Source organism: Roseomonas elaeocarpi, from assembly GCF_042433915.1.
GTDB lineage: Bacteria > Pseudomonadota > Alphaproteobacteria > Acetobacterales > Acetobacteraceae > Roseomonas > Roseomonas elaeocarpi.
In genome coordinates this window covers 173,356-199,014 of record NZ_JBHLUN010000017.1, presented here as the reverse complement: position 1 = coordinate 199,014, position 25,659 = coordinate 173,356, and the positions used below count along the sequence as shown (strand labels likewise).

Below are 25,659 nucleotides of genomic sequence, written 5' to 3'. Positions count from 1 at the left end.
GGGGCGCACGGGGCGCCCCACCCGAAACGCCGTCAGGTGAGCTGACGCTTGGTGTAGTAGCCGCTGCCCACCAGAACCTCTTCCCAGTTCGCCTTGGTCACGACCACGGGCTTGAGGAGATAGGAGGGAACGACCTTCACGCCGTTGTTGTAGGTCTTGGTGTCGTTGACCGTGACGTCCTTGTTGCTGAGCACGGCGTCCACCATGTCGGCCGTGACCCGCGCCAGGTCGCGCGTGTCCTTGAAGATGGTGGAGGTCTGCTCGCCGGCGATGATGGACTTCACCGACGGCACCTCGGCATCCTGGCCGCTGACGACCGGCATGGGCAGGTTGCCGCTGCCGTAGCCGATGCCCTTCAGCGAGGAAATGATGCCCAGCGACAGCCCGTCATACGGCGACAGCACGGCATCGACCTTGCGGTTGGTATAGAAGGCGCTGAGCAGGTTATCCATGCGCGCCTGCGCCGTGGCCGGGTCCCAACGCAGCGTGGACACCTTGTCCATGCCCATCTGTCCGCTCGGCACCACCAGCTTCTTGCTGTCGAGGTACGGTTTGAACACCGACATCGCGCCGTCGTAGAAGAAGTAGGCGTTGTTGTCGTCCGGCGAGCCGCCGAACAGCTCGATGTTGAACGGACCCTTGCCCTGCGCCAGGCCCAGCGCGTCCACGATCGACTGCGCCTGCAACACGCCCACCTGGAAGTTGTCGAAGGTGGCGTAGTAGTCGACGTTGGGCGAATTGCGGATCAGCCGGTCATAGGCGATCACCTTGGTGCCCGCGGCCTTGGCCTGCGACAGCACGTCCGACAGGGTGGTGCCGTCGATCGAGGCGACCACCAGCACCTTGGCGCCCTTGGTCAGCATGTTCTCGATCTGCGACAGCTGGTTCGGCACGTCGTCGTCGGCGTACTGCATATCCACGGTGTAGCCGCGGTCTTTCAACACCTTGGAAATGTTGTCGCCGTCCAGGATCCAGCGGGCCGACGACTTGGTCGGCATGGCGATGCCCACGGTGCCCTTGGCCTGGGCCAGGGCGGGCCTGCCGGCCAGACCAAGTGCCGTGGCGCCGAGCGTCGCGGCCGTCGCCGTCAGCAGGGTTCTGCGATCCATTGTTTCTCTCCCTCCTCTTCCTGTTAGGCCAGGGCCCGCGGCCATGGCGCGGTTCCATTCCGCGACTCGAGGAGCAGCGCAGTGTCGTGCTGCCCCGCCCCCGCAGCAACGGTCATGTCGCCCGGCCGGCGCGTCACCAGTGGAACTCCGCCACCACGCGGCGCTCCCCGAGCATGAAGGCGTCGGCGACGTGAACCAGCGGCGCGAGGTCCACCTCGGACGCCCCCGCGCCGATCAGCGCGACGAAGCGGTGATAGATCTCGGTGTATTCCCGCTCCGGCGCATCGTGCAGAATGGCGCCGTCACGGCTCAGGTGCCGCCCGCCGCCGCTCAGCACCAGCGCCCCGTCGGCCGTGTCGACGTGGATGTCCCAGCTCTGCGGCCCGGTCTGGCGCCAGTCGAACTCCACCGCCACCTCCAGCCCCGCGGCATCCCCCAGGCGGAGGCTGGCGGCGATCGGGGTCGCCCGGTTGCCCGGAAACTCCAGCACGGCCTCGGTCACGAAGAGCGGGCGCGGCAGGATGCGGGTGACGATCGACAGCGCGTTGATGCCGGGATCGAAGACGCCGAGCCCGCCCGGCTGCCAGATCCATTCCTGGCCCGGGTGCCAGTGGCGCACGTCCTCCTTCCAGTTGACGCGCACCGAGCGGATCTCTGCCTCGGCAAGCAGCGCGCGCGCCGGCTCCACCGCGGGGGCGAAGCGAGAATGCCAGGTGGCAAACAGCGTCAGCCCCCGATCCCGCGCCAGTGCTTCCAGCGGCGCGATCTCGGCCACCGAGGCGCCGGGCGGCTTTTCCAGCAGCACGTGCTTGCCGGCGCGCAGGGCCGCTGCTGCCAGCCGGTGGCGCCCCATCGGCGGCGTGCACAGCGCCACCGCGTCGACCTCCACGCCCGAGGCCAGCAGCGCCTCGATCGTGAGGAAGCAGGGCACCCCGTCGAGCGTGGCGTTGCGGCTGGCCACCGCCGCGACCGAGATGCCGGGCGTGGCCGCGACCGCGGGCAGGTGCTGGTCGTGGGCAATCTTGCCCAGGCCCACGATCGCGAGGCGTATCTCGGCCACGGCGCTTACTTGCCCCAGCGCAGCACGAGCGGGTCGGTGCGCTTTGCCACCGCGATCAGCCCCGCGCGCGTCGCCGGATGGAGCGGAAGCAGCGGGTGGCGCACCGCTTCGGAGCGGATCACGCCGCCTTCCTTCATCAGCACCTTGGCCGCCAGCAGCCCGCACTGGCGGTTCTCGTAGTTGATCAGCGGCAGCCAACGCTCGTAGGCATCCGCCGCGGCCGCCTTGTCGCCGGCGAACCAGGGGTCGATGATCTGCCGGATGCCGTCCGGGTAGGCGCCGCCGGTCATGGCGCCGGTGGCGCCTGCCTCGAGGTCGGCCATCAGCGTAATCGCTTCCTCACCGTCCCAGGGGCCGACGATGTCGCCGCCGCCGATCTCGATCAGGTGGCGCAGCTTGTTGGCGGCCTGCGCGACCTCGACCTTGAAGTAGGCGATGTTGGGGATCTCGCGTGCCATCTTGGCCAGGAAACCGGCCGAGAGCGGCGTGCCCGCCACCGGCGCGTCCTGGATCATGATGGGAATCGTGATCGCGTCCGACACGGTGCGGAAGAAGCTCTCGATGCCCAGGTCCGGCACGCGGATCGTGGCGCCGTGATAGGGCGGCATCACCATCACCATCGCCGCCCCCGCGGTCTGGGCGCGGCGGGAGCGCTCGGCGCACTCGGCGCTGCTGAAATGGGTGGTGGTGACGATCACCGGCACGCGGCCGGCGACGTGCTCCAGCACCGCGTGCATCACCTGTTCGCGCTCGGCGTCGGTGAGCACGAACTGCTCCGAGAAATTGGCCAGGATGCAAATGCCGTGGGAACCCGCATCGATCATGAAGTCGATCGCGCGGCGCTGCCCTTCGAGGTCGAGCGAGCCGTCGTCGTGGAACACGGTGGGGGCGACCGGGAAGACGCCCTTATAGACGGGATGCTGGGTGGCGGACATCGGCGGTCTCCTCAGTGGTTGTCGCGCGCCACGGGCGAGCCGGTGTTGCCCACCAGGAAGTCGAGATCGACCCCCTGGTCGGCCTGCAGCACGTGCTGCACGTACATCTTGGTGTAGCCGCGCTCGGCCAGCGGCGTCGGCGGCGGGGTCCAGGCGGCGCGACGGCGCGCCAGATCCTCGTCGGACACGTGCAGGTGCAGCGAGCGCGCCTCGACGTCGAGGGTGATGGTGTCGCCGTTCTCCACCAGCGCCAGGTTGCCGCCGGCCATCGCCTCAGGCGCCACGTGCAGCACCACGGTGCCGTAGGCGGTGCCCGACATGCGCGCGTCGCTGATGCGGATCATGTCGCGCACGCCCTGGCGCAGCAGCTTGGGCGGCAGCGGCATGTTGCCGACCTCGGCCATGCCCGGGTAGCCCTTGGGCCCGCAATACTTCAGCACCATGACGCAGCTCTCGTCGATGTCGAGGTTCTCGTCGTTGATGCGCTCGTGCAGGTCCTCGATGCTTTCGAACACCACGGCGCGGCCGGTGTGCTTGAGCAGGTGCGGCGAGGCGGCGGAAGGCTTGATCACCGCGCCCGAGGTGCAAAGGTTGCCGCGCAGGATGGCGATGCCGGCATGCGGCTTGAACGGCGCCTCGTAGGAGTGAATCACCTCGCGGTTCCAGCACTGCGCCTCCGCCACGTTCTCCGCCAGGGTGCGGCCGTTGGCGGTGATGGCGTCGCCGTGCAGGAGCCCGCGCTCCACCAGCTCCCGCAGCACCACCGGCAACCCGCCGGCGTAGTAGAAGTCTTCCATCAGGAACTGGCCCGAGGGGCGCAGGTTCACGAGGCAATTCACCTCGGACGCCAGCCGATCAAAATCCTCCAACGTCAGCGGAATGCCCAAGCGGCCCGCGATCGCCAGCAGATGCACAACCGCGTTGGTGGAGCCGCCGATCGCGGCCAGGGTGCGGATGGCGTTCTCGAAGGCTTCGCGCGTCAGCAGCTTCGACAGGCGCATGTCCTCGCGCACCATCTCCACGATGCGCCGGCCGGACAGGCGCGCCAGCTCGTTGCGGCGGGCGTCGGGGGCCGGGATGGCGGCGTTGTGCGGCAGGCCGACGCCCAGCGCCTCCACCATCGAGGCCATGGTGGAGGCCGTGCCCATGGTCATGCAGGAGCCGGCGGAGCGCGACATGGCGCTCTCGGCCTCGTGGAACTCGCGCAGCGTGATCTCGCCCGCGCGCAGCTGCTCGCTCATGGAGATGGTGTTGGTGCCGGAGCCGATCTGCTGGCCGCGGTAATGACCGTTGAGCATCGGGCCACCCGACACGCCGATCGTCGGCAGGTCGACGCTGGCCGCCCCCATCAGCAGCGAGGGCGTGGTCTTGTCGCAACCCATCAGCAGCACCACGCCATCGAGCGGGTTGGCACGCAGCGCTTCCTCGACGTCCATCGAGGCGAGGTTGCGGTACAGCATGGCCGTCGGGCGCATCTGCGTCTCACCCAGGCTCAGCACTGGGAATTCCAGCGGGTAGCCGCCCGCCTCCAGGATGCCGTAGCGCACGTGCTCGGCGATGGTGCGGAAATGCCCGTTGCAGGGCGTCAGCTCGGACCAGGTGTTGCAGATGCCGATCACCGGCCGCCCGTCGAACTGGTCGTTCGGCAACCCGCGGTTGCGCAGCCAGGAGCGGTAATAGAACCCCATCTTGTCCTGCCGCGCGAACCAGGCGCGGGAGCGAAGTTCGCCGGGCTTGCGATAGTCGTTCGGGTCGTCGGTCATGCTGTTTACTCCGGCGTTCAGGCCGCGCTGCTGGCGCGGGAAGGCGCCGCCAATGGTCCGGCGGGGCGATGGGTTTCAGGGGGGCTCAGCGCGTCGGCGTAGCCGTGCCGGCGCAACCCGTTGCGGATCACCGCGGCCATGGCGGCGGAAGCACCCTCGCGGTCGCGCCGCGTCACGGCGTCGAGGATGCGCGTGTGCTCGGCGATGGTGAGGTCCCGCTCGGCGGCGTCGGTGGGGGCGCTGAGGCGGAAGGAGGCCCGCAGCGCGGCCTCGATCACCGCGCCCACCGAGCGCATGAAGGGATTGCCCGAGGCGGTCGCGATCACGAGGTGCAGCGCGAGGTCGGCATCGGCGAACTCCTCGCTGTGGGGCGCGAAGTGCTGCATCTGGCCGATGCTGTCGCGCAGCTGCGCGAGGTCGCGCTCGGAGCGGCGTTCGGCGGCCAGCGACGCGGCCTGCGGCTCCACCGCCAGGCGGATCTCGGCCAGGTCCGCCAGGAAGCGGGCGTCGATGCCGCTGTCGAGGTGCCAGGCCAATACGTCGGGGTCGAACATGTTCCAGGCCGCGCGTTCCAGCACCGTGGTGCCGACGCGCGCCTTGGTGGTGAGCAGCCCCTTGGCCACCAGCGTCTTCACGCTTTCCCGCAGCACGGTGCGCGACACCTTGAAGCGGGCGATGAGGTCGGCGTCGCGCGGCAGCACCTGCCCCGCCTCGAGCCGCCCGGCCACGATGTCGACGGCCAGGCAGCGCGTGACCTCCGCGTGGCTGGAGCGGACGGCGCGGCTCGGGATGGTGACGACGCTGGCGTGCAAGGGCCGGTTCCTGGAAGGGCGTTCGCGCCGCCGGGGCGCGGGGTGGCACCCGGAAGGGCTTCGGAAGGAGGTCGGGCGCGGGACGCACCGCCGGAGCGCCCCGCCTCACGGGCTCAGCTACCCCGGACTCGATTGCTCCGGACTCAGCTGCCGGTGATCGTGACTCGCATCCTGTTCCCCCGTGTTCGGCGCCCTTCTTCGGGGCGCTGCCTGGTGCGGATGCATCCTGGCACGGCCACGGGTCCATTAAAAGTCATACTATATGACGAAGCTTATAAATCATAGTCCATCCCGAAAGGTGACGGGGCAGCCCTCCCCCGCCTCCTTTCGCGACGGCCCGGCTGTCAGGCGGCGGTCCAGCCGCCGTCCATGGACAGGTTGGCGCCGGTGATCTGCGCCGCCGCGTCGGAGCACAGGAACACCGCCATGGCGGCCACCTCCTCCACCTTCACGAACTGCTTGGTGGGCTGCGCCGCGAGCAGCACGTCGTTGATGACCTGCTGCTCGGTCATGTTGCGCGCCTTCATGGTGTCGGGGATCTGCCGCTCCACCAGCGGCGTCCAGACGTAGCCCGGGCTGATGCAGTTGGCGGTGACCCCGTGGGCCGCGACCTCCAGCGCCACGGTCTTGGTCAGCCCGACGAGGCCGTGCTTGGCCGCGACGTAGGCGGACTTGTAGGGCGAGGCCACCAGCGAGTGCGCCGAGGCGGTCGAGATGATGCGCCCCCAGCCGCGCCGCTTCATGCCGGGCACCGCCGCGCGCATGGCATGAAAGGCCGCCGACAGGTTGATGGCGATGATCTGGTTCCACTTGTCCACCGGGAACTCCTCGACCGGGGACACGAACTGCACGCCGGCATTGTTCACCAGGATGTCGACCGAACCCAGCGCCTCCTCGGCCTGGGCGATCAGCCCGGCGATCGCCTCGGGATCGGTCATGTCGGCCGGCGAGTGGAGCGCGCGGACGCCGAATTCTCCTTCGATCGCGGCGCGCGCCTGCTCGATCTGCTCGGCCGGGCCGAAGCCGTTGAGCATGACGTTGGCACCCTCGCGCGCCAGGGCGCGGGCGCAGGCGAGCCCGATGCCGCTGGTGGAGCCGGTGACGACGGCGTTGCGTGTTCTGAGGCTCATGAGGCTGGCTCCTTTTCCGTAGCGATGGGGTTTCCCGGGCCCGCAGGCGCCGGCCCGCGCGAGGCAGGGGGCGAAAACCGGTCACGCGGCGGCACCCCGTCGCCGACCGCGACGGCGGCCGGCGGGAGAAGCAGCGATCGTGCGCCCATCCGGCGGCCGGCGTGAAGAGCCCCCCGGCGGGACCCGGCCCGAGGAGGCCACGAAGCGGGGTGGCGGCGCTTTCGCGCGGTCCGGACGCTGGCTGGGGCACGCTGCCCTGCGGCGCCGCGCGGGCGGCGGTCGGCGGTCGCAAGGAGGGTGGCGTTAAGGATTGCTTCAGATCCGGCTGCTCTACTCCGCGCTCCTCCAAACGGATCGGACCCATGCGCTTCCTTCTGCGTTCGGCAATGGCGTTCAACCTCCTCTCCGCCGCGGTGGTCTTCCTCGAAGGCTACCTGGGCGTCGGCTTCCTGCTGCTGGCGATCGCGGCCGCGCTGCATGCCAGCCAGAGCTGGGCCTCGCCCCTCCCCGAAGCCGAAACGCGGGAGGCGCCGTCCACGCCCCAGACCGTTCCTGCCCTGAGGGGATAGGAACAGCCCGCCCTTCCGGCGGGGCAGGCCCCGGGTGCCCCGGCGCGCGGGGCCGGGACGCTGCCGGTTATGCGGCCACCTTGCCAGCGGGAGATGGCACGGGCACTCCTGCGGGGGTGGTCACCCGTTCCGGCCAGGGGCGGGTCTGACGGGCGCCGGGCTTCCGATGCGCCGCGCGGCCGCCACAGACGAGCCCAAGGAAGGACCCCTGATGCGCGCCGTTTTCGTGGATGCCAGCCCCTCCCTCGCCGCCGTGGCCGAGCGGCTGCGCCGGCCGGACGACATCGCCCTCGAGGTCAACCGGCAGCCCGACGTGACGCCGGAGGAGCTTCCGGCGCTGCTGGGCGACGCCGAGATCGCCATCATCGACCATACGCACCTGCCCACCGAGATCGCCCTGCGCTGCGCGGCGCTGCGACACGTCGTTTTCCTGGGCACCGGCGCGCGCTCCTACATGAACCCGGAGGAGCTGGACGCGACGCGCGGCATCCAGGTGCACATCATCAAAGGCTACGGCGACACCGCGGTGGCGGAGATGGCCTTCGCGCTGATGTGGGCGGCCGCCAAGGGGCTGGTGCGGATGGACCGCGGCATCCGCGCCGGGCAGTGGCTGCGCACCGACGGCATCGAGCTCACCGGCAAGACGGTGGGGCTGATCGGCTTAGGGGGCATCGCCGCCGAGATGGCGCGGCTGTGCCACGGGGCGGGGATGCGGGTGGTGGGCTGGAACCGCACGCCGCGCGAGGTGCCGGGCGTGGAGCTGGTGGATCTCGACACGTTGCTGCGGGACAGCCACGTCGTGTCGCTGCACCTGCTGCTGAACGACGAAACGCGCGGCTTCCTGTCGGCCGAGCGAATCGCGCTGATGCGGCCGGGCACGATCTTCGTGAACACCGCGCGCGGCGCGATCACCGACGAGGCGGCGCTGGTGGCGGCGGTGGAGGGCGGCCGCCTCGGCCACCTGGCGCTGGACGTTTACGCCGAGGAGCCGCTGCCGCCCGGCCATGCCCTGTCGGCGGTGGAAAAGGCGACCCTTTCCGCCCATTCCGCCTTTCGCACGCCCGAGGCCAGCGACAACCTGATCGAGGCGGCGCTGAACCATTGCCGCCGCATCGCGGCGGGCTGACGGGCGGGGCGACCGCCGCGTCCCAGCGTCGGGGGAACGCCCCTTCCCCTGGCTGGCGCGACCGCGGGGAGCAGCCGGCCACCGCGGCACCATGGCCGCTCCATCCTCCCTCCGGCGCTACCGGGCCGGCCGGCCGCTTGGGGTGAGCCAGTCGGGACGGCTGGCGGTGTGGGCCAGTTGGGGCAACCTGTCGGGGCAGCCAGCCGGGACAGCCAGCCGGGACAGCCAGCGGGGCTGGTCGGCAGTCCGGACGGCTGCAAGGGCATCTTGCCAGCGCCGCGCCACTCGGCTACCGATCAGGGCATGTTCACGCGCACGCCCCCGTCACGCTGGTGGTGGCCCCTGTAAAGCAGGCGGCTCGCGCATTCTCATGAGGCCGCCTCGGAGCATCCGGGCGGCCTTTCGTGTTTTCTGACCCCGCCGATCCGCTCTCCGAGGCCGCCGCGAACCCTTCCGGAGCCCGATATGAGCAGCACCCAGAACAGGCAGGAATACCGAACCGGCGGCGGCCTCACGATCCGGCGGCAGACCCACCACGTCGAGGCCACGGAGATGCTGGCCACGCTGGCGGGGCGGCTGGACCGGCAGCGCGGCGTGCTGCTGTCCTCCTCCTTCGAGTTTCCCGGCCGCTACACCCGCTGGGACCTGGGCTTTGTTGACCCGCCGGTGATGCTGACGGCGCGCGGCCGGGCGGTCACGGTGCGGGCGCTGAACGCGCGCGGCGAGATCCTGCTGGGCGCCATTGCCCCGGCGCTGCGCGACATGCCCGAGGTCGAGCACTTCCGCGGCGACGCCACCACCCTGGACCTGCGGATGCGTGCCCCGGCGGAGCGCTTCCCGGAGGAGCAGCGCTCCCGCCAGCCCTCGGTGTTCAGCGTGCTGCGGCGCCTCACCGCGCTGTTCCGCTCGGACGAGGACCCGCATCTCGGCTTCTACGGCGCCTTCGGCTACGACCTAGTGTTCCAGTTCGAGCCCATGGCGCTGCGCCTGCCGCGCGCCGACGACGCGCGCGACCTCGTGCTGTTCCTGCCCGACGAGATCGTCACGGTGGACCACATGCGCGGCCAGGCGGAGGTCCACCGCTACGACTTCACCGTGGACGGCCGCGCCACCGATGCTCTGCCGCGCGAAACCCCGGCCGACCCGTACCGGCAGGGTGCCGATGCCCCCACCGAGGTCGAGAGCGACTACGGTCCCGGCGAGTACGCTGCCATGGTGGAACGCGCCCGCGACGCCTTCGCCCGCGGCGACCTGTTCGAGGTGGTGCTGGGCCAGACCTTCCGCACCGCCTGCGCCGAAGCGCCCAGCGCGCTGTTCGAGCGCCTGCGGAGAGTGAATCCCTCCCCGTACGGCGCGCTGATGAACCTGGGCGACGGCGAGTTCCTGGTCGCCGCCAGCCCCGAGATGTTCGTGCGAGTCGAGGGCCGCCGCATCGAGACCTGCCCGATCAGCGGCACCATCAAGCGCGGCCGCGACGCGCTGGAGGATGCCGAGAACATCCGCACGCTGCTCAACTCCGCCAAGGAGGAAAGCGAGCTCACGATGTGCACCGACGTGGACCGCAATGATAAGTCGCGCGTCTGCGAACCGGGCAGCGTGCGGGTGATCGGCCGCCGCCAGATCGAGATGTATTCCCGCCTGATCCACACGGTGGACCATGTCGAGGGCACGCTGCTGCCCGAGCTCGACGCGCTGGACGGCTTTCTGTCCCACGCCTGGGCGGTGACGGTGACGGGCGCGCCCAAGACCTGGGCGATCCGCTTCGTGGAGCAGGAGGAGCGTTCGGCACGGCGCTGGTACGGCGGCGCCATCGGGCGGATGACCTTTGACGGCAACATGAACACTGGGCTGACGCTGCGCACCATCCGGCTGAAGGACGGCGTGGCCGAGGTGCGCGCCGGCGCCACGCTGCTGCACGACAGCGACCCGGCGGCCGAGGAAGCGGAATGCCGCCTCAAGGCTTCCGCCATGTTCGCCGCGATCAAGGGTGCGGCGGCGGCGGCACCGGTGGCAGAGGCCGCCGCCGTGCTGGGCCATCGCCCGCGCGTGGTGCTGGTGGATCACGAGGACAGCTTCGTTCACACGCTGGCCGGCTATTTGCGCGCGGCCGGCGCCGAGGTCACGACGATGCGCCCTGCCCTGGCGCGCGAGGCGCTGCGCGAAGGCGGCGAGGTGGACCTCGTGGTGCTTTCGCCGGGTCCCGGGCGGCCGTCCGACTTCCTGATGGACGAGACGCTCTCGATCCTGGTGGAGCGGCAGCTGCCGGCCTTCGGCGTGTGCCTGGGCCTGCAGGGCATCGTGGAACATTTCGGCGGCGCGCTGGACGTGCTGGAGCGGCCGATGCACGGCAAGCCCTCGGTGATCCATCGCAGTGGCGGCCGCTTCCTGGGCGACCTGCCGGACAGCTTCACGGTGGGGCGCTACCACTCGCTCCACGCGCGCCGGCTGGTGCTGCCGCCCGAGATCACGGTCACGGCGGAAACCGAGGACGGCGTTGTGATGGCGGTGGAGCACGCGACGCTGCCGATCGCGGCGGTGCAGTTCCACCCGGAGTCGCTGATGACCGACCCGTCGCGCATCGGCATGCCGCTGATCCGCGCCATGCTGACGCGGCTGACCCGCCGCAACGCGGAGGTCGCGCCGGCAGCCTGACGGCCGGCCGCCCTGTCCCGGCTACTCCGCCGGGACGGGCAGCGGTTCCCGCGCGCTGCGCGGCCGCAGCCGGTCGAGCGCCAGGTAGATCACCGGCGTGGTGTAGAGCGTCAGCAGCTGCGACACGACCAGGCCGCCGATGATGGCGACGCCCAGCGGCTGCCGCAGCTCCGCCCCCACGCCGATGCCGGCCGCGAGCGGCACGGCGCCGAACAGCGCAGCCAGCGTGGTCATCAGGATCGGGCGGAAGCGGTCGCGGCAGGCGGCCAGGATGCTTTCCTCGCTGGTGGCGCCCTCGCTGCGCTCGTACTCGAGGGCGAAGTCCACCAGCATGATGGCGTTCTTCTTCACGATGCCCATCAGCAGGATCACCGCGATCAGCGCGATGACGCTGAAGGGGAGGCCCGTGATCTCCAGCGCCAGCAGCGCGCCCAGCCCCGCCGTGGGCAGGCTGGACAGGATGGTGAGCGGGTGGATGAAGCTCTCGTAGAGAACGCCCAGCACGATGTAGATCGTGGCCAGCGCCGCCAGGATCAGCAGCGGCATCGAGGAGGAAAAGGCCTGGAAGGCCGCGGCATTGCCGCCGTACTGGGAGCGGATCGTGCCCGGCAGCATGACCTCACGCTCTGCCTGCTGCACCAGCGCCTGCGCGTCGCCCAGCGCCACGCCCTCACCGAGGTTGAAGGTGATCGTGGCGGCCGGGTACTGGCCCTGGTGCGTCACGCGCGCCGGCGCCACGTCGCGCTCGACCCGCGCCACGGTGCGCAGCGGCACCGGCCCGTCCTTGCCCGGCACGAAGACGCGGTCGAACTGCGCCGAGCTCTGCTGCAGCGCCGGGTCGATCTCCAGCACCACGCGGTACTGGTTGCGGGTCATGTAGATGGTGGAGACCTGGCGCTGCGCGAAGGCGTTGTTGAAGGCGGCGCTGATGTCGTCGATCCCCACCCCCAGCCGCGCCGCGGCGTCGCGGTCGATGATCAGGCGCTCCACCAGGCCGGAGCGTTCCTGGTCGGAGGACACGTCGTACAGGCCCTTCACCGTCCGCAGCTTCTCGACCATGGTGTTGGTCCACCGGCGCAGCTCATCCAGGTCGGTGCCGAGCAGCACGTAGGAATACTGCGCGTTGCCGCCGCGGCCGCCGATGAACAGGTCCTGCTGCGAGCGCAGGAAGACGTTGACGCCCGGGATGTGGCTGAGCGGCCCGCGCAGCCGGGCGATGACCTCGTCCGCCGAAACCTTGCGCTCGTCGGCGGGCTTGAGCGTGATGAAGAGCTGCCCGGAATTGGTGCTGGCGTTGAAGCCGCTGCCCACCGTGGCGCCCAGGCTCTGCACCGCCGGGTCGCGTGCCACGATGGCGCTGACCTGGTTCTGCAGCCGCAGCATGGTTTCGAACGAAGTGTCGGGCGCGGCCTGGCTGAAGCCCTGGAGCAGGCCGGTGTCCTGTTCCGGAAAGAAGCTCTTGGGCACCACGGTGTAGAGCCACACCGTCAGCACCACGAAGCCCAGCGTCAGCAGCAGCATGGAGCGGCGGAAGCGCAGCACCACGGCCAGGCTGCGGAGATAGGCGCGGATCAGGGCACCCAGCACGCTCTCGAAGCCGCGTGCGAAGCGGCCGGGCGGCTTCGGCGGTCGGTGGCTGCCGAGATGGGCCGTCATCATCGGCGTCAGCGTCACCGACAGGATGCCCGAGATCAGCACCGCCACTGCCAGCGTGGCCGAGAACTCGCGGAAGATGCGCCCGACCACACCGCCCATCGCCAGCAGCGGAATGAACACCGCGATCAGCGACACAGTGATCGACACGATGGTGAAGCCGATCTCGCGCGAGCCCTGGATCGCCGCCTCGAAGGGGGTCAGGCCGCGCTCGCGCAGGCGCGACACGTTCTCGATCATCACGATGGCGTCGTCCACCACGAAGCCCACCGAGATCGTCAGCGCCATCAGCGAGAAGTTGTTGAGCGAGTAGCCCAGGAACCACATCACCACCAGCGTGCCCAGCAGCGACAGCGGCACCGCGGCGCTGGCCGCCAGGATGGGCGACAGGCGGCGCAGGAACACCGCCACCACGCCGATCACCAGCCCGATGGAGACCAGCAGGGTGAACTCCACCTCCTCCACGCTGGCGCGGATGGTGCCGGAGCGGTCGCTCTGCACGTCGATATGGACGCCGCCCGGCACCCAGCGCTGCAGCTGCGGCATCGCCGCGCGGACGCCGTCCACCACGTCGATGACGTTGGCATCGGCCTGCTTGTAGACCTGCAGCAGGATCGAGGGCTTGTTGTTGAACCAGCCCGCCTGGCGGCGGTTGCGACTGCCGTCCACGACGCGGGCGATGCTGGACAGGCGCATCACCCCGTCGGGCGTGCTCTTGACGATGATGTTGGCAAACTGCTCGGCCCGGCGCAGCCGGTCGTTCACGCCGATGCTGCCGGCCTGCTCCGCCCCGTCGACCAGCCCCACCGCCTGGGTGACGTTGCTGTTGCTGATGGCGGTGCGCACGTCGTCGAGCGACAGCCCCGCCGAGGCGACCGCGTCGGGGTTGACCGACACGCGCACCGCCGGCTGATCGGCGCCGCCCACCTGCACCTGCGCCACGCCGGTGACCTGCGACAGGCGCTGCGCCACGATGCTGTCGGCCACGTCGTAGAGCTCGGTCTGGCGCAGCGTGTCGGAGGTCAGCGCCAGGATCATCACCGGGAAGTCGGCCGGGTTGATCTTGCGGATGGAGGGCGGGTTGGGAAGCGTGGAGGGCAGGTCGGACCGCGCGGCGTTCACCGCGGCCTGCACGTCGCGCGCGGCACTTTCCTGGGTCCGGCTCAGGTCGAACTGGATGATGATGTTGCCCGAGCCGGTCGATGAGTTCGACGTCATCTCGGTGATGCCGGCCACCGCGCCGATCTGCCGCTCCAGCGGCGCGATCACGGTGGCGGCCATGGTTTCCGGGTTGGCGCCGGGCTGGCTCACGCTCACGAAGATGGTGGGCAGGTCCACCCGCGGCATGGCCGAGACCGGCAGCTGCCCCCAGGCCACGAAGCCCGCCAGCATCAGCCCCACCGCCAGCAGCAGCGTGGCGATGGGCCGGCGCACGAAGGGGGCGGAGATGGAGAACACGGCGGCGCTACTCCGCCGCGGCCGGGGCGGCGGGGTGGCCGCGCCAGCGCTCGACGCGGGCGCGCACCCATTCCAGCGCGAGGTACACCGCGGGCGTGGTGAACAGGGTGATCACCTGGCTCAGTAGCAGCCCGCCCACGATCGACACGCCCAGCGGCAGGCGCAGCTCCGAGCCGATGCCGTGCGACAGCACCAGCGGCAGCGCGCCCAGCAGCGCCGCGGCGGTGGTCATCATGATGGGCCGGAAGCGCAGCAGGGCTGCCTGCTCGATCGCGTCGCGCGGCGAAAGGCCGCCCTCGCGCTGCGCTTCCAGGGCGAAGTCGATCATCATGATCGCGTTCTTCTTCACGATGCCCATCAGCAGGATGATGCCGATCAGCCCCACCACCGACAGGTCGAGATCCCACAGCCGCAGCGCCAGCAGGGCGCCGATGCCGGCGGAGGGCAGGGTGGACAGGATGGTGATCGGGTGGATGAAGCTCTCGTAGAGAACGCCCAGCACGATGTAGATCACCACTACCGCCGCCAGGATCAGCCAGGGCTGCCCCGACAGCGAGGAGCTGAACTCCGCCGCGTCGCCGCTGAAGCTGCCGGTGATGGTGTCGGGCAGGCCGATCTCCTGCTGCGCCGCCTCCACCGCGTCCACCGCGTCACCCAGCGAGGTGCCTTCCTCCAGGTTGAAGCTGAGCGTGACCGCAGGGAACTGGTTCTCGCGCGAGATCAGCAGCGGCGCGCGGGTGCGGGTGAAGGTGGCGATCTCGCCCAGCGGCACCTGGCCGTTGGCGGAGGTGCTGGCCTCCGTCGTGGCGGAGCTGGAAGACGAGGAGGCGGTCGTGTTGGTGGCGCTGCTGGCCACCCCGGTGGCGCTCACGCGCAGCTGGCCGATCGCCATGGGGTTGGTGCGGATGTCGTCGGAGGCTTCCAGCACCACGCGGTACTGGTTGGTCTGGCCGTAGATGGTCGAGATCTGGCGCTGGCCGAAGGCGTTGTAGAGCGCCGCATCCACCGCCGCCATGGTCACGCCCAGCCGCGCGGCCCGGTCGCGGTCGACCTCCACGGTGATGCGGACGCCGTCCTGGCGGCTGTCGCTGGCCACGTCGCGCAGGCCGGGGATCTGGCGCAGCCGGTCCAGCACCTTGGGTGCCCATTGCGCGAGCTCGTTGGCGTCGGAATCGGTCAGCGTGTACTGGTACTGCGTCGTGGTGATGCGCGTGCCGATCTGGATGTCCTGCACGGCCACCGGGTAGCTCACGCCGCCGGTGACCTCGGCCAGCCTGGGCTGCAGGCGCGCGATGATCCCCTGCGCCGTGGCGTCGCGTTCCCCGCGCGGGTGCAGCACGGCGGTGATCCGGCCGGTGTTCTGCGCCGGGTTGGTGGCGGTGGCGCCGGCCACCGCCGACACGGAGGACACGGCGGGGTCGGCGCGCACGGCGGCGGCCAGCCGCTGCTGCAGGTCCGCCACGCGGGCGAAGGAGGCATCCTGCGGCGCCTCGGTGGTGACCTGGATCAAGCCGGTGTCCTGCGGCGGCAGGAAGCCCTTGGGCACCACCACGTAGAGCCAGCCGGTGACCGCCACCGTCAGCAGCGCCACCAGCAGCGTCAGCGCCTGGTGGCGCAGCGTCACGCGCAGCATCCGGGCATAGCCGCCGCGCATCCGCTCGAAGCCGCCCTCCACCCAGCGGGCGACGCGGCCTGGCTGGCTGTGCGGGCGCAGCACCAGCGCGCACATCATCGGCGTCAGCGTCAGCGAGACCACCATCGACACCAGCACCGCGGCGGTCAGCGTTTCGGCGAATTCCCGGAACAGCCGGCCCACCACACCGCTCATGAACAGCAGCGGGATGAACACCGCGATCAGCGACACGGTCAGCGAGATGATGGTGAAGGTGATCTGCCGCGCACCCTTGAACGCGGCGGCGAGCGGGTGTTCCCCTTCCTCGATCAGGCGGACGATGTTCTCGATCATGACGATGGCGTCGTCCACCACGAAGCCGGTCGCGATGGTGAGTGCCATCAGCGACAGGTTGTCGAGCGAGTAGCCCATCATCGACATGACGCCGAAAGTGCCCACGATCGACAGCGGCAGCGACACCGCCGGCACCAGCGTGGCGCGGCCGGAGCCCAGGAACAGGTAGATCACCGCCACCACCAGCACCACGGCGAGCACCAGGGTGATCTGCACCTCCTCCACCGAGGCGCGGATGGTTTCGGTGCGGTCCGACACCACCGCCAGCCGCGCCCCCGCCGGGATGGCGGCGGTCAGCTGCGGCAGCAGCTCCTGGATACGTGACACCGTTTCCACGATGTTGGCGCCGGGCTGGCGCTGCACGTCGATCAGGATCGCGGGATGACCGTTGAACCAGGCGCCGTTGCGGTCGTTCTCCAGCCCTTCCACCGCGGTGCCGACATCGCGCAGCCGCACCGGCGCGCCGTTGCTGTAGGCGATGATGACGTCGGCGAACTCGGCGGCGTTGTTGATCTGGTCGTTGGCCAGGATGGTGGCCGCCTGCCGCGGCCCGTCCAGCGATCCCTTGGGCGAATTCTGGTTGGCGTTACTGACGGCGGTGCGCACCGCCTCCATGCCGATGCCGTAGGAGGCGAGCCGCGCCGGATCGACCCGCAGCCGCACCGCCGGGCGCATGTTGCCCTGCACCGTGACGCGGCCGACGCCGCTGACCTGCGCCAGCTTCTGCGCCAGCAGCGTGTCGGCGGTGTCGCTCAGCCGCGTGATCGGCAGCGTGTCCGAGGTCAGCGCCAGCGTCATGATCGCGGGATCCGCCGGGTTCACCTTGTTGTAGACCGGCGGGTAGGGAAGCGTGGAGGGCAGCGTGCCGCGCGCGGCATCCAGCGCCGCCTGCACGTCCTGCGATGCCTCGTCCATGCTCTTGTCGAGGCGGAACTGCAGCGTGATCCGGCTGACCCCGGGGCCGGAGGTCGAGCTCATCGCCGTCAGCCCGGAAATCTGCGCGAGGTTGCGTTCCAGCGGCGCGGTCACCAGCAGCGCCGCCGTGTCGGGCGAGGCGCCGGGCAGCTGGGTCGAGACCTCGATGGTGGGGAAGTCCACCTCCGGCAGGGCCGAGACCGGCAGCTGGAGGTAGCCGTAGATGCCGCCCAGCAGCACCGCCACGGCCAGCAGCGTGGTCGCGATCGGCCGGGCGATAAAGGGGGCGGCGATGTTCACGGCGTGCTACCCCCGGCGCGGCGGGACCGGTTGCCCGAGGACGCCGCGCCCACCGGCGGCGTCGCGGCCTCGGCCACCGGCGTCGTGCCGGCGGGTGGCGCCACCGCCACGGCGGTGCCGGGGTTCAGGCGCAACCCGCCCGAGGTCACCACGCGCTCGCCCGGCTGCAGGCCGGTGGCGACCGCCGCCTGCGTTTCCGTCAGCGATCCCAGCGTGACCGACCGCTGTTCCACGGTGTTGTCCGCCTTCACCACGAAGAGGTAGGGGCCGTTGGGGCCCTGCTGCACGGCCACCAGCGGCACCACCACCGCGTCCGGCACGGTCTGGATGCGCATGCGCAGGTTGACGAAGGCGCCGGGCCAGAGCTTGCCGTCCTCGTTGGGGAAGCTGGCGCGTGCCTTGACGGTGCCGGTGGTGGCGTCGACCGTGTTGTCCACCGTCATCAGCGTGCCCTTGGCGCCGGGGTTCTGGCCGTTGGCGGTGGTGGTTTCCACCGGCACGGGTCCTGCCGCCTGCGCCGCGAGAAGCCGGCCAAGTTCCTGCTGCGGCACGGTGAAGATCACGGTCATGGGCCGCATCTGCGTCACCGTGACCAGCCCGCTGCTGTCGGAGGAGCGCACGAGGTTGCCCGGATCGACCTGCCGCAGGCCGACGCGCCCGTCGATGGGCGAGCGGATCACGGTGTAGTCCACCTGGGTCTTGGCGCTGTCGATCGAGGCTTGGTCCTGCGCCACCTGCGCCTCGTACATCGCGACCTGGGCGCGCTGCGTGTCCACCTGCTGCCGCGTCACGCCGTTGGCGGCGAGCAGCCCCTGGTAGCGCTGCAGGTCGACGCGGGCGTTGTTGAGCTGCGCCTGGTCATAGGCCTTCTTGGCCACGGCCTGCGCCAGCGCCGCGGCGTAGGTGCGGTCGTCGATGCGGGCGAGCAGGTCGCCCTTCTTGACTTCCTGCCCTTCCGTGAAGGCGACCTCCACCAGCGTGCCGTCGACCTGCGAGCGCACGGTGATGTTGTTGAGCGGCGTCACCGTGCCCAGCGCGTCGAGGCTGAGCGCCAGGTCCTTTCGTTCCGCCGCCGCAGCCGTCACCGGCACGGCGGCGGCGCCGCCCGCCCCGCCCCCCGGGCCTCCCCCTGGGCCGCCCGCCCCGCGGCGACCCGCGCGGCCGCCGGGTGCTGCCCCAGGAGCCGCCCCATTCGCCGCCTGTGTCTGCGCCGCCTCACGGTGATGCCAGTACCAGTAGCCACCGCCTCCTGCCGCGGCGATCAGCACGAGGAGAAGAAGCAGGCGCGGGGCGCGGGAGCGGGGCATCGGGGAACCTCGGGTCGCGTCGTCGCTGTCGTTGTTCATGGGGTCGCGGTTCAGAGAGTCGGGCATCTCAGTTCCAGCCTCCTCCGAGTGAGCGGAACAGGCCGACCGCGGCCTGGAAACGCTGGAGGCGTGCCTGCACGAGGCTGGTGCGCGCGGTGAACAGCGTTTGCTGCGTGTTGATGAGCGTGATCAGGTCGATGGTGCCGGCGCGAAGCTGCGCGGTGGAGATATTGTAGGCCTGCTCGGCACGTTCCACCGCCGTCTGGCGGCGCCGTTCCTGCTCGGTGGTTTCGCGATAGGCGATGATGGCGTTCTCCACGTCCACCAGCGCTTCCACGATGGCGCGGCGGTATTCCACCAGCAGCTCCTCGGCCTGCGCCTCGGACAGTGCCACCTGGCCGCGCAGCGCGCCGCCGGCGAAGACCGACTGCGTCAGCCCGGCCGCCACGGTGTAGACCAGCGCCTGCGGCGTAATGAGGTTCGCCAGCGACAGGGTTTGGAAGCCGGCGCTGCCGGTCAGCGTGACGGAGGGCAGCAGCGACGCCCGCGCCACCGCGATGTCGGCATTGGCGGAAGCGAGGTTGGCCTCGGCCAGCAGCACGTCGGGGCGGCGCGCCAGCAGCTCCGCCGGCAGGCCGGGCGAGGCTTCGGGGATGCGTAGCTGATCGAGCCGGCCGCCCTCGACCTTGAAGCTTTCGGGCGTCTGTCCCACCAGCGTTGCGATCGAGTTGATGTTCTGCCCAATGGTCTGGCGCAGCGGCGGCACGGCCGCTTCCTGCTGCGCCACCAGCGTTTCCTGCTGCGCCACGTCGAGGCCGGTCGCGGTGCCGGCGGCGTACTGGGCGCGCACGATGGCAAGGGTGCGCTGCGCCGCGTCGAGGTTGTCGAGCTGCGTGCGCAACTCCTCCTGCGCTTCCAGCACCTGGAAATAGGTGTTGGCGAGCGAGGCCTCGGTGGTGAGCGTGACCACGCCCACGTCGTAGCGGTTGGCGATGGCGCTCTGCCGCGCGGCCTCGGTGGCGTTGCGGTTCTTGCCCCAGAAGTCGATCTCGTAGCTGGCCTGGAGCGCCAGGCTCTTGATGGCGTTGTTGCTGCCGCGCGTGCGGCCGTAGCCGCTGTTGTGCTGCTGGCTGGCATCGGCGCTGAAGTCCAGCGTCGGCAGCAGCGAGGCGCCGGTGATGCGCAGCTGCGCGTCGGCCTGCCGCACGCGGGCCTGCGCGGCGTTGAGGTCGAAGTTGCCGGCCGCCGCGGCGTTCATCAGCGCATTCAGCTCGGGCGATCCGAAGCCGGTCCACCACTGCGGGTCTGGCCAGCGCGCGGCGGTGTTCGCGGCCTCGCGGAACTGCGCGGGCGTTTCAAGCCCCGAACTCACCGGGGGTGGCTTCGGCCCGCAGGCGGCGAGCGCCAGCAGCAGCGACACCGCCAGAACCGGGCGGGCGCAGCCGGCCGGGTGCGACGCGGGACGGCGCCCGGTCGCCGCGATGGAGGTTCGGGATATCAATGGGTGGTCTTCCTTCCGTCCTGCCCAGTGCGTTCACGGTCGTGGTCGCGGTCGCCATCCCGCCTTTCGGCCGTGTCCGGGTCGGCTCTGTTCCGATCGGGTCCGGGCATGTCCTGCGCGACCCGCTGCCGTCCTTCGGGCGAGATGGCCGAAAGGGCGCGCACCAGCGTATCGTCGAAGAGGTTGCTGAAATCGTTCCAGGGCGCCCGTCCCTGCATCATCGCCGCGCGCAGTGCCGCCGGGTCGAAGGGCTGCGCGCCGATGGCGTCGCGCACCGGGGCGAGCCCTTGCCGGATCCGGCGCTCCGCGGCCGCCATCTCCTCGCGCCGGGCCGCCACCTCGCGCTCGAAGGCGGCGCGGTCCGCTTCGGGCAGCAGGCGCTCCACGCGGGCCAGCAGGCGACGGGGGTTCGGCGAAGGGCTGGAACGGTCGCGCATCAGCAACAGCCCCCCCAGCACTAGGTTGAGGGCGAGCGAGGCGCCCAGCAGCACCCGGCCCAGCACCGCGAGCGATGGGCGCCTCATGGCACCGCCTCGGCCAGCGCCAGAACCTCGGTCGCCGCCAGGGGGTCGGCCGCGCCCGCCGGCAGCGCGTCGAGCGGCTGGACCAGGGTGAGCCAGAGCCCGCAAGCCGCCAGCGTGGCCAGGGCGCCGCACCCCACCGGCAGGGCCGGTCGCAGCCGGGCCAAGAGCCGCCCGGCCGCCGTGGGCGCTTCGGGCAGCGGCATCCGGGCGACCCGCGCGGCGAGGCCCTGGCGCATCTGCTCCAGCCGGGCGGGTTCCAGCGGCGGCAGCGAGGCGCCAATGGCCGCGTCCAGGCGCTGCGCCCGCCCCAGCGCGGCCCGTGCCTCGGCGGAACCGGCCAGCAGCGCGCGCGCCGCGGCGGCTTCGGCTGCCGGCCAGCGGTCGAGCGAAGCGCCGTGCCGGTGGAGGCGGTCGCGAAAACCTTCGAGTTGCACCAGCGTCAACCCTTCAGCCGCGACAGGAGGAACTGCCGGGCACGGCGCAGCAGCCCTTCCACGGCGCGCGGCGACACGTCGAGCGCCGCGGCGGCCTCGGCCCCGCTGAGCCCGGCATCGTAGCTCAGCGCCAGGGCGGCGCGCTGGCGCGCGGGCAGCTCCTCCAGCGCGGCCAGCAGGGCGGCGCGGTCTTCGCGGGCCAGCAGCCGCGCCTCGGGGTCCTCCGCCGGGTCGGGCAGGTCGGGCACGCCCTCCAGCGTCGCGAAGCCCGGCCGCCGCGCCCGGTCGATCGCGAGGTTGGCGGCGATCCGGTAGAGCCAGGTTCCCAGCCGTGCCCGATCGGGGTCGAAGCGCGCCGCGTGCTGCCAGGCGCGCAGCATGGCCTCCTGCGCGATCTCCTCCGCCTCGGCCGGGTTGCCGGTGATGCGCAGCGCCACCGCGTGCAGGCGCGCGAGGTGGCGCGCGGCCAGCACGTCGAAGGCCAGGCGATCGCCCCCGGCGGTCCAGCCGATCAGCACCTCGTCCGCGGCCGCCGCGCGGTCGCGGTCCAGCGGGGGCGTCCGGCCCGGCGTTGCGATGGCGTCACGTCGCAGAAAGGTCTCGATCCAGCCCGGAAAGATGCCCGGCAGGGCGAAGGTGGTCATGGTTGCGATGGAAGCCAGCCTCAGGGTTTCGTCTGCTGATACGCTCCCGGCCGCGGGAACCCACACGCTTTCCATGTCTTTTTGTAGGCCGAAAGGTTTCAGCCTGTTTCAGGCGCGTGGCTCGGGGTCCTGCTCCTCGGCATTGCGCCGCCGCCACCAGGTCGTCACCAGCGCCAGCCCGGCCAGCACCAGGAAGGGCAGCCCGACCAGGGGCGAGAGCACCACCGAAAGGTCCAGCGCCCCGCCGCGGTCGAAGACCTCGCCCAGCCCGGCGCCGATCCAGGCAAAGACCGCGGTGCCCGGCAGGATGCCCAGCGCCGTGGCCCCGGCGAAGACGGCCAAGCGCATGCCCACCAGCGCCGCGGCGACGTTGCCCAGCCAGAAGGGCACCACCGGCAGGAAGCGAAGCGACATCAGGTACCAGAAGCCGTCGCGCTCGAGCTCCGGCCGCAGGCGCTCCACCAGATTGCCGGCGCGCTTCAGCACCATCGGCCCGAAAACCGAGCGGGTGACCAGGAACAGCACGCAGCCGCCCAGCGTCGCGCCACACACCGCCAGCGGGATCCCGGCCCAGGGTCCGAACAGGAAGCCGCCCGCCAGCGTCAGCGGCATGCCGGGCAGAAAGAAGCTCGTGGCGGCGGCATAGACCAGGAGGTAGAGCAGCACGGCCTCGAAGGGGCGGGTCGCCACCAGCAGCAGCAGGGCCTCGCGGTATTCCGCCAGCGCGCCCAGGCTGGCGTAGCGGCCCAGGCCCAGGAAATAGGCGAGGCCGCCGCCCAGCAACAGCAGCAGCAGCGGCCAGAAGCGCGTCCAGCCACGCGCCCGCCGGAGGCGCCCGCGGGGGCGGGCCTCGGGCGCGTGCGCCTCCACCGACGCCGGTGCGGAGGCGGATTGTTCGGCCGCCGCGCGGGCGCCCGCCTCCGACCCGCCACCCCGGGGTTCCGTCCCGCTATCCTGCCCCATGCCTGCCAACCCTTCCGGCTTCGGCAACGCGGCGCCGGCGCGCGGGATGCGTGACCGCGGGCCGACGGCGCGCCTATGATGCGGGCAACCCGGATGTTGCACCCCGGGGGTTCCTGCCTTCCCCGCTCTGCCGCCCCTGTTTCCGGAGCCGATGCGCCCTCCCCTTCAAGCCAGCCTGGTGAACGGCCGCTTCGGTGACCCGTCGCTCTTCGTGGAGGCGCCGCTCAGCGGCCGCGCGCTGCTGCTGGACCTGGGCGAGCTGCACCGGCTGCCGGCGGCCGCCCTCTTGCGGGTGGACGCGGCGCTGGTGACGCACGCCCACATGGATCACCTGATCGGCTTCGACACGCTGCTGCGCTACCTGGTGGGGCGGGAAAAGCGGCTGCCGCTGCTGGGGCCGCCGGGCATCATCGAGCGGATCGGGCACAAGCTGCTGGGCTATGCCTGGGACCTGGCCGGGCTCTACGAGGCGGCGCTGGAGTTCGAGGTGACGGAGCTGGACGCCGACGGCGCCCGCCGCCACGCGCGCTTCCGCCTGGCCACCGGCTTCCGGGCGGAACCCCTGGCGGCGGAGGCCGCTCCCGCCGACGGGGTGGCGCTGCGCCTGCCCGGCCTCGCGGTGCGGGCCGCCACGCTGGAACACCACGGCGTCGCCTGCCTCGGCTACCGGCTGGAGGAGGACGCCACCGCGAATGTTTCGCGCGTGGCGATCGAGCAGGCGGGCCTGCGTCCGGGGCCCTGGATCAACGGGTTGAAGCGCGCCCTGCTCGAGGGGTTGCCCGACAGCCACCCACTGCCGCTGGGCGATGGCGAGAGCCGGCCGCTGGGCGAGCTGCGGTCGCTGGCCACGGTGTCGCCGGGCTTCCGGCTGGCCTACTGCACCGACCTTGCCGACACGCCGGCGAACCGGGCGGCGGTGGAGGCGCTGGCGCGCGACGCCGACCTGTTGTTCCTCGAGTCCGCCTTCGCGGCCGCCGATGCCGCGGTGGCCTCGCGCCGCGGCCACCTCACCACCCGCGCCGCGGGCGAGATCGCGCGCGCGGCCGGGGCGCTGCGGCTGGAGCCCTTCCACTTCTCCGCCCGCTACCGAGGCGAGGAAGCGCGGATGCTGGCCGAGGTGGCGGCCGCCTTCACGGCTGGCGGGGAAAACCCCACGGGGTGGTTGGCGAGCACCGCCCCCGGGCGCTAAGCCCTTTTTCTTCCGTGCCCATGCCGCCGAGGAGCGCACCCTCCATGCCGACGCCCAAGCCCGCGATGCTGGTGATCCTGGATGGCTGGGGCTGGCGGGAGGAAGTGGCCGACAACGCCGTCCTCCAGGCGCGCACACCCTGCTTCGACGAGCTGTGGAACAGCTGCCCGCACGCCTTCCTGCGCACCTCCGGCGCCGATGTCGGGCTGCCGGACGGGCAGATGGGCAATTCCGAGGTGGGGCACCTCAACATCGGCGCCGGGCGCATCGTGATGCAGGACCTGCCGCGCATCACCGCCGCCGTGGCCGACAACTCCATCGCCGCCAATCCGGCCTTGCGGAGGGTGATCGACCGGCTGCGGGACAGCGGCGGCACGCTGCACCTCCTGGGGCTCCTGTCGCCGGGTGGCGTGCACAGCCACCAGGACCACGGTCTGGCGCTGGCCCGGATCGTGGCGGCGGCGGGCGTCCCGGTGGCCCTGCACCTGTGGACCGACGGGCGCGACACGCCGCCACGCGCCTCGCCCGACTACCTGGCGCGGTTCGAGCCCTCCCTGCCGACGGGGGCGCGGGTCGCCACGATCTCCGGCCGCTACTTCGCCATGGACCGTGATCGCCGCTGGGACCGGGTGGAAAAGGCCTGGCGCGCCATGGTGATGGCCGAAGGGCCGCGCTTCGCCGAAGCGGCCGCCGCCATCGCCGCGGCGCACGGGGCGGACGTGACCGACGAGTTCATCCCCCCCACCGTGATCGGCGACTACGCCGGCATGCGCGATGGCGACGCGGTGCTGTGCTTCAACTTCCGGGCGGACCGCGTGCGCCAGATCATGGCGGCGCTGCTGGACCCCGGCTTCGACGGCTTCGACCGCCCCGTCCGCCCGCGCTTCGTGGCGGCCGCGGCGCTGACCCAGTATTCCGAGGCGCTGGACCCCTTCCTCGCCACGATGTTTCCACCGCAGTCGATGGCCGACATCCTGGGCGCGGTGGTGTCCGCCGCCGGCCTGAAACAGCTGCGCATGGCGGAAACCGAGAAGTACCCCCACGTCACCTACTTCCTCAACGGCGGCGAGGAAACGCCCTTCCCCGGCGAGGACCGGATCATGGTCGCCTCGCCCAAGGTCGCGACCTACGACCTGCAGCCCGAGATGTCGGAGCCCGAGCTCGCCGCCAAGGCCGAGGCCGCGATCCGCTCCGGCCAGTACGACCTGATCGTGCTGAACTTCGCCAATGCCGACATGGTGGGCCATACCGGCAGCCTGGCCGCCGCGATCCGCGCCTGCGAGGCGGCGGACAGCGGCCTCGCCCGCATCGCCGCGGCGATCCGTGACGTGGGCGGCGCCTTGCTGGTCACCGCCGACCACGGCAATGCCGAGCTGATGCGCGACCCGGTGACCGGCGGCCCCCACACCGCGCACACCACCAACCCGGTGCCGGTGGTGCTGCTGGGCGGCCCGGCGGGCGCGTCGCTGCGCGATGGGCGGCTGGCCGACCTCGCGCCGAGCCTGCTAGCGCTGATGGGCGTGGCGCAGCCGGCGGCGATGACCGGGCAAAGCCTGATCCTGCGCGGCGGAGGCTGATGCCTTCCGCCGCCCGGCCGCGGAAAGCCCCGGCGCGAGGCCGCGAGGGCGGGGCGCAAACCCCGCGTTCCG

The 25,659-nt window shown here is 71.4% G+C and carries 19 protein-coding genes; 5 read left to right on the top strand and 14 right to left on the bottom strand.

All coding sequences use genetic code 11. The annotated features are described in order from the left end of the window. Positions 1–32 precede the first annotated feature (32 nt). From chvE to ACFFGY_RS21350, 6 genes are all read right to left on the bottom strand, one after another. Positions 33–1,109: a multiple monosaccharide ABC transporter substrate-binding protein gene (gene chvE / locus ACFFGY_RS21375; protein ID WP_377046566.1), complete on the bottom strand. Its 1,077-nt coding sequence runs from the start codon at positions 1,107–1,109 to the stop codon at positions 33–35. A 133-nt stretch (positions 1,110–1,242) separates the two neighbouring features. Further along, a complete protein-coding gene (locus ACFFGY_RS21370; protein ID WP_377046565.1) occupies positions 1,243–2,169 on the bottom strand; it encodes a Gfo/Idh/MocA family protein in 927 nt (308 codons plus the stop codon). A gap of 5 nt (positions 2,170–2,174) precedes the next feature. After that, positions 2,175–3,104: a dihydrodipicolinate synthase family protein gene (locus ACFFGY_RS21365; protein ID WP_377046564.1), complete on the bottom strand. Its 930-nt coding sequence runs from the start codon at positions 3,102–3,104 to the stop codon at positions 2,175–2,177. A gap of 11 nt (positions 3,105–3,115) precedes the next feature. After that, entirely contained in the window at positions 3,116–4,867 is a 1,752-nt protein-coding gene (locus tag ACFFGY_RS21360) for an IlvD/Edd family dehydratase (protein WP_377046563.1), read from the bottom strand. 17 nt (positions 4,868–4,884) lie between these two features. After that, positions 4,885–5,679 (bottom strand): FadR/GntR family transcriptional regulator, encoded by a 795-nt coding sequence (locus ACFFGY_RS21355; protein ID WP_377046562.1) that lies wholly within the window; start codon positions 5,677–5,679, stop codon positions 4,885–4,887. 344 nt (positions 5,680–6,023) lie between these two features. Beyond that, positions 6,024–6,809, bottom strand: a complete 786-nt coding sequence (locus ACFFGY_RS21350; RefSeq protein ID WP_377046560.1) for a 3-hydroxybutyrate dehydrogenase — start codon at positions 6,807–6,809, stop codon at positions 6,024–6,026. A gap of 362 nt (positions 6,810–7,171) precedes the next feature. On the opposite strand from ACFFGY_RS21350, the gene ACFFGY_RS21345 reads away from it, so the two are divergent. From ACFFGY_RS21345 to ACFFGY_RS21335, 3 genes are all read left to right on the top strand, one after another. Then, on the top strand, positions 7,172–7,378 hold the full coding sequence (locus tag ACFFGY_RS21345; protein ID WP_377046559.1) for a hypothetical protein: 207 nt from the start codon (positions 7,172–7,174) through the stop codon (positions 7,376–7,378). A 211-nt stretch (positions 7,379–7,589) separates the two neighbouring features. Next, the gene (locus ACFFGY_RS21340) at positions 7,590–8,504 is read left to right on the top strand and encodes an NAD(P)-dependent oxidoreductase (protein ID WP_377046558.1); all 915 of its coding nucleotides are present in this window, start codon (positions 7,590–7,592) and stop codon (positions 8,502–8,504) included. A gap of 465 nt (positions 8,505–8,969) precedes the next feature. Then, complete coding sequence (locus tag ACFFGY_RS21335) at positions 8,970–11,156, top strand: anthranilate synthase component I (protein ID WP_377046557.1); 2,187 nt, start codon at positions 8,970–8,972, stop codon at positions 11,154–11,156. 21 nt (positions 11,157–11,177) lie between these two features. On the opposite strand, the gene ACFFGY_RS21330 is transcribed toward ACFFGY_RS21335, so the two are convergent. The 8 genes from ACFFGY_RS21330 to ACFFGY_RS21295 all read right to left on the bottom strand — a co-directional run bounded on the left by ACFFGY_RS21330 (position 11,178) and on the right by ACFFGY_RS21295 (position 22,821). Continuing rightward, the gene (locus ACFFGY_RS21330) at positions 11,178–14,267 is read right to left on the bottom strand and encodes an efflux RND transporter permease subunit (RefSeq protein ID WP_377046556.1); all 3,090 of its coding nucleotides are present in this window, start codon (positions 14,265–14,267) and stop codon (positions 11,178–11,180) included. 7 nt (positions 14,268–14,274) lie between these two features. Beyond that, positions 14,275–17,448, bottom strand: coding sequence for an efflux RND transporter permease subunit (locus ACFFGY_RS21325; protein WP_377046555.1), 3,174 nt, complete (start codon positions 17,446–17,448; stop codon positions 14,275–14,277). After that, positions 17,445–18,821 (bottom strand): efflux RND transporter periplasmic adaptor subunit, encoded by a 1,377-nt coding sequence (locus ACFFGY_RS21320; protein WP_377046554.1) that lies wholly within the window; start codon positions 18,819–18,821, stop codon positions 17,445–17,447. Before ACFFGY_RS21320 ends, ACFFGY_RS21325 begins: the two co-directional genes overlap by 4 nt. A 1-nt stretch (position 18,822) precedes the next feature. Continuing rightward, positions 18,823–20,256 carry an efflux transporter outer membrane subunit gene (locus ACFFGY_RS21315; RefSeq protein ID WP_377046553.1) on the bottom strand — a complete coding sequence of 478 codons (1,434 nt, stop codon included), beginning with the start codon at positions 20,254–20,256 and terminating at the stop codon, positions 18,823–18,825. Further along, a complete protein-coding gene (locus ACFFGY_RS21310; protein WP_377046552.1) occupies positions 20,253–20,780 on the bottom strand; it encodes a periplasmic heavy metal sensor in 528 nt (175 codons plus the stop codon). The genes ACFFGY_RS21315 and ACFFGY_RS21310 overlap by 4 nt, the downstream gene beginning before the upstream one ends. Further along, positions 20,777–21,214 (bottom strand): hypothetical protein, encoded by a 438-nt coding sequence (locus ACFFGY_RS21305; protein WP_377046551.1) that lies wholly within the window; start codon positions 21,212–21,214, stop codon positions 20,777–20,779. Before ACFFGY_RS21305 ends, ACFFGY_RS21310 begins: the two co-directional genes overlap by 4 nt. 5 nt (positions 21,215–21,219) lie before the next feature. After that, positions 21,220–21,858, bottom strand: a complete 639-nt coding sequence (locus ACFFGY_RS21300) for a sigma-70 family RNA polymerase sigma factor (protein ID WP_377046550.1) — start codon at positions 21,856–21,858, stop codon at positions 21,220–21,222. 108 nt (positions 21,859–21,966) lie between these two features. Continuing rightward, complete coding sequence (locus ACFFGY_RS21295; protein ID WP_377046549.1) at positions 21,967–22,821, bottom strand: TVP38/TMEM64 family protein; 855 nt, start codon at positions 22,819–22,821, stop codon at positions 21,967–21,969. 151 nt (positions 22,822–22,972) lie between these two features. Here ACFFGY_RS21295 and ACFFGY_RS21290 point away from each other — a divergent pair, with 151 nt between their 5' ends. Both ACFFGY_RS21290 and gpmI read left to right on the top strand, forming a co-directional pair. Then, on the top strand, positions 22,973–24,010 hold the full coding sequence (locus ACFFGY_RS21290; protein ID WP_377046548.1) for an MBL fold metallo-hydrolase: 1,038 nt from the start codon (positions 22,973–22,975) through the stop codon (positions 24,008–24,010). 44 nt (positions 24,011–24,054) lie between these two features. Beyond that, complete coding sequence (gpmI, locus tag ACFFGY_RS21285) at positions 24,055–25,587, top strand: 2,3-bisphosphoglycerate-independent phosphoglycerate mutase (RefSeq protein ID WP_377046547.1); 1,533 nt, start codon at positions 24,055–24,057, stop codon at positions 25,585–25,587. The last annotated feature ends 72 nt before the right edge of the window (positions 25,588–25,659 follow it).

Excerpts from the sequence above, each read along its gene's own strand:
- ACFFGY_RS21360 (WP_377046563.1), bottom strand. The coding sequence starts at position 4,867 with ATGACCGACGACCCGAACGACTATCGCAAGCCCGGCGAACTTCGCTCC.
- ACFFGY_RS21310 (WP_377046552.1), bottom strand. The coding sequence starts at position 20,780 with ATGAGGCGCCCATCGCTCGCGGTGCTGGGCCGGGTGCTGCTGGGCGCC.
- ACFFGY_RS21340 (WP_377046558.1), top strand. The coding sequence starts at position 7,590 with ATGCGCGCCGTTTTCGTGGATGCCAGCCCCTCCCTCGCCGCCGTGGCC.
- ACFFGY_RS21365 (WP_377046564.1), bottom strand. The coding sequence starts at position 3,104 with ATGTCCGCCACCCAGCATCCCGTCTATAAGGGCGTCTTCCCGGTCGCC.
- ACFFGY_RS21290 (WP_377046548.1), top strand. The coding sequence starts at position 22,973 with ATGCGCCCTCCCCTTCAAGCCAGCCTGGTGAACGGCCGCTTCGGTGAC.
- chvE (WP_377046566.1), bottom strand. The coding sequence starts at position 1,109 with ATGGATCGCAGAACCCTGCTGACGGCGACGGCCGCGACGCTCGGCGCC.
- gpmI (WP_377046547.1), top strand. The coding sequence starts at position 24,055 with ATGCCGACGCCCAAGCCCGCGATGCTGGTGATCCTGGATGGCTGGGGC.
- ACFFGY_RS21350 (WP_377046560.1), bottom strand. The coding sequence starts at position 6,809 with ATGAGCCTCAGAACACGCAACGCCGTCGTCACCGGCTCCACCAGCGGC.
- ACFFGY_RS21335 (WP_377046557.1), top strand. The coding sequence starts at position 8,970 with ATGAGCAGCACCCAGAACAGGCAGGAATACCGAACCGGCGGCGGCCTC.
- ACFFGY_RS21300 (WP_377046550.1), bottom strand. The coding sequence starts at position 21,858 with ATGACCACCTTCGCCCTGCCGGGCATCTTTCCGGGCTGGATCGAGACC.
- ACFFGY_RS21295 (WP_377046549.1), bottom strand. The coding sequence starts at position 22,821 with ATGGGGCAGGATAGCGGGACGGAACCCCGGGGTGGCGGGTCGGAGGCG.
- ACFFGY_RS21345 (WP_377046559.1), top strand. The coding sequence starts at position 7,172 with ATGCGCTTCCTTCTGCGTTCGGCAATGGCGTTCAACCTCCTCTCCGCC.
- ACFFGY_RS21320 (WP_377046554.1), bottom strand. The coding sequence starts at position 18,821 with ATGCCCGACTCTCTGAACCGCGACCCCATGAACAACGACAGCGACGAC.